The organism is Puerhibacterium puerhi (assembly GCF_009846865.1).
In the GTDB taxonomy this organism is placed as follows: Bacteria; Actinomycetota; Actinomycetes; order Actinomycetales; family Cellulomonadaceae; genus Puerhibacterium; species Puerhibacterium puerhi.
In genome coordinates this window covers 1-3,508 of record NZ_WUWN01000084.1, presented here as the reverse complement: position 1 = coordinate 3,508, position 3,508 = coordinate 1, and the positions used below count along the sequence as shown (strand labels likewise).

Genomic DNA, 3,508 nt, shown 5'->3' with positions numbered 1-3,508 from the left:
TCCGACGCCGTCCGCCGCGGCCGCGCGGCCGGGGGCCCGCTCCCGCGCGTGGCACCGCCTGCTGGAGCTGGCCCGCTTCGGCTCCGTGGGCGCCCTGGCGTACGTCGTCGACCTCGGCGTGTTCAACCTCATCCGGCTGTCCGACTCGCTGGGGCACAAGCCGCTCACCGCCAAGGTCGTCTCCGTGGCGGTGGCCACGCTCGTGGCCTGGCTCGGCAACCGGTACTGGACCTTCGCCGCGCGCCGCCGCCAGCAGCGCGGCCGTGAGCTGGTCGGGTTCGTCGTGGTGAACGTGGGCGGCATGCTCGTGGCCGTCGCGTGCCTCGCCGTGTCGCACTACGTGCTCGGCTTCACCTCACCGCTGGCCGACAACGTCGCCGCCAACGGCGTCGGCCTCGTGCTCGGCACGGCGTTCCGGTACGTCGCCTACCGGCGGTGGGTGTTCACCGGCTGACCTCGTCGCCGCGCCGGCCGCAGTGCCGGCCGCAGCTGGACGCCCGCCGGGGCGCCCCGGCGGCGCCGGTATCCTCGTTCTCCGTGACAGCACCCGTGATCGCCGTGGTCGGTGGAGGACAGCTCGCCCGCATGATGGCCCCCGCGGCCGGAGAGCTCGGGGTCACGCTCCGGGTCCTGGTCGAGGCGCCGGACACCTCGGCGGCGCAGCTCGTCGTGGACGCGCCCGTGGGGGCGGCGTCCGACGAGGCGGCGATCCGTGCGCTGATCGCGCCGGCCGACGGCGCGCCGGCGGCGGTGCTCACCTTCGAGCACGAGCACGTGCCGAACGCGCTGCTGCGCGACCTCATCGCGCACGGCACCCCGGTGCGGCCCGGCCCCGACGCCCTCGTGCACGCCCAGGACAAGATCGTCATGCGCCGCCGCCTCACCGAGGTCGGCGTGCCCTGCCCCCGCTGGGCGGCCCTGCCCACCGAGCCGGGCGAGGCGCGCGCCGCGCTCGCCGCGTTCCTGGCCGAGGCGCCCGACGGCGCGGCCGTCGTCAAGACCGCCCGCGGCGGCTACGACGGCAAGGGCGTGCGCGTGGTCTCCGCGCCCGACGACGTCGCCGACTGGATCACCGCGGCGGCCGAGGGCGCCCCGCCCCTGCTGGTCGAGGAGAAGGTGCCGTTCACCCGCGAGCTCGCGGTGCTCGTCGCGCGCCGGCCGTCCGGCGAGGTGCGCACCTGGCCCGTGGTCGAGTCGCTCCAGGTCGGCGGCGTCTGCTCCGAGGTCATCGCCCCGGCCCCCGACCTGTCGCCCGAGCTCGACGCCGCCGCGCGCGACGTCGCCGTCCGGATCGCCGAGGGCCTGGACGTCACCGGCGTGCTCGCCGTCGAGATGTTCGAGCACCGCGACGCCGAGGGCCGTCCCGCGATCTCCGTGAACGAGCTGGCCATGCGCCCGCACAACTCGGGGCACTGGACCATCGACGGCGCGGTGACGAGCCAGTTCGAGCAGCACCTGCGCGCCGTGCTGGACCTGCCGCTGGGCGCCACCGAGCCGGTGGCCCGCTGGACCGTGATGGCCAACGTGCTCGGCTCGACGCTCGCCGAGCTCACCGACGCCCTGCCCGAGGTGCTCGGCCGGTTCCCCGAGGCCAAGGTCAACCTCTACGGCAAGGGCATCCGCCCGGGCCGCAAGCTGGGCCACGTGAACGTCAGCGGCGAGGACCTGGACGAGGTCCGCCGTCGGGCCCGCGCCGCCGCCGCGCTGCTGCGCGGCGAGGACGTCTGACGCCCTCGCCCGGACCACGCCCCTGCACCGAGACCCCGAGCACTGGAGCGCCCCATGACCACCACCCCCGCCCCGCAGCCGGTCGTCGGCATCGTCATGGGGTCGGACTCCGACTGGCCGGTGATGGAGGCCGCCGCCACCGCGCTCGACGAGCTCGGCGTGGCGTACGAGGCCGACGTCGTCTCCGCCCACCGCATGCCCGTGGAGATGGTGGAGTACGGCCGCACGGCCGCCGAGCGCGGCCTGCGCGTCGTCGTCGCGGGGGCCGGCGGCGCCGCGCACCTGCCGGGCATGCTCGCCGCCGTCACGCCGCTGCCGGTGATCGGCGTGCCGGTGCCGCTGCGCCACCTGGACGGCATGGACTCGCTGCTGTCGATCGTGCAGATGCCCGCCGGTGTGCCGGTGGCCACCGTCTCGATCGGCGGCGCGCGCAACGCGGGGCTGCTCGCCGCGCGCATCCTCGCGGCGGGCACCGACGCCGAGGCGCTGGCGCTGCGCGAGCGCATGGTCGCGTTCCAGGCCCAGCTCGGCGAGGTCGCGCGGGCCAAGGGGGCGGCGCTGCGGGCGCGCCGCTCCGGCGCGGCGCAGGGCACCGGCTTCAGCGCCTAGGCGCCCGGCGAGGCTCAGCGCCCGGCACGGCACCCGGACGCGGACGCGCCCGGCAGGCAAGGCCTGCCGGGCGCGTCTGCGTCGGGGAGCGTCACGCGCCCGGCAGGCCGCCGACCGTGCCCGGCTCGAGCTTGCCGTCGCGCACGTCGTTCCAGAACTTGTCGACCGTGTCGGGGTCGAGCAGGATCGCCGCGCCGATGCCGCCCGGGCGGTAGGACAGGCTCTCGATCGGGGGCGTGCCGGTGACGCCGCCCGGGCCGTTGGCCGCGCGGAACGCCAGCGCCAGGCGGCCGAGGTCGACGATGTTGGTGTCCTCGTCGGTGACGACGGCGCCCAGGCCCGCCTCGAGGAGCGCGGTCTGCTGCGTCGGCTTCGCGACCAGCGAAGGGTCGTTCAGCTTGCCCGAGATCGCGCCGATCACCTGCCGCTGGCGCTCGGCGCGGCCGATGTCGCCCTTCGGGTCGGCGTACCGCATGCGCGAGAAGGCCAGCGCGGTCTTCCCGTCGGCCACGTGGCAGCCGGCCGTCCACTTCAGCTGGCTGTGCGGCTCGTCGACGTCGTAGTCCAGGCACAGCTCGACGCCGCCGACGGCGTCGACGATCTGCTCGACGCCGCCGAACCCGACCTCGACGTAGTGGTCGACGGTCATGCCGGTCAGCTCCTCGACCGTCTCGACCAGCAGCGCGGGGCCGCCGAAGGAGTACGCGGCGTTGATCTTGTTCCCGCCGTGGCCGGGGATCTGCGCGTAGGTGTCGCGCGGGATCGAGATGAGCGAGGCGGGGCCGCTCGTCGGGGCGTGCAGCAGCATGATCGTGTCGGTGCGGGCGCCGCTGACGTCGGGGTCGTCGATGCCGCCGCTGCCGCGCGCGTCCGACCCGGCGATGAGGTACGTCGTACCGGGGGTCGCCGGGGCGCCGGACAGCGCGTCGACGTGCTGGATCTTGCCGTTGGCCCACACCAGCAGGCCGACGGGCCACGCCAGCACCAGCACGAGCAGCAGCACGAGCGCAAGGGCGACGATGCGGCCCTTGCGCAGCCGGATGCGCCGCGGCTCCCCGGGGGCGGTCCCGGCCGGGGCGGCCCGGCGCGCGCCCGGCGTGCCGGGCGGGACCTGCCGCGAGGCCGGCGTGGCGGCCGGGCGCACGCCGGCGGCGCTCGCGCTGCCGGTCAC

4 protein-coding genes are annotated in these 3,508 nt (G+C 76.3%); 3 read left to right on the top strand and 1 reads right to left on the bottom strand.

What is annotated here, in order from left to right:
- The 3 genes from GSF02_RS18330 to purE all read left to right on the top strand — a co-directional run.
- Positions 1–454, top strand: a 454-nt coding sequence (locus GSF02_RS18330) for a GtrA family protein (protein ID WP_328799044.1), incomplete at its 5' end; no start/stop codon positions are given.
- Between the two features lie 83 nt (positions 455–537).
- Positions 538–1,728, top strand: coding sequence for a 5-(carboxyamino)imidazole ribonucleotide synthase (locus GSF02_RS18325; RefSeq protein ID WP_159798802.1), 1,191 nt, complete (start codon positions 538–540; stop codon positions 1,726–1,728).
- 54 nt (positions 1,729–1,782) lie between these two features.
- Positions 1,783–2,337, top strand: coding sequence for a 5-(carboxyamino)imidazole ribonucleotide mutase (gene purE, locus GSF02_RS18320; protein WP_159798801.1), 555 nt, complete (start codon positions 1,783–1,785; stop codon positions 2,335–2,337).
- Between the two features lie 91 nt (positions 2,338–2,428).
- Here purE and GSF02_RS18315 read toward each other — a convergent pair.
- Positions 2,429–3,508 (bottom strand): LCP family protein (locus tag GSF02_RS18315; RefSeq protein ID WP_328799043.1); only part of this gene is annotated, 1,080 nt, incomplete at its 5' end.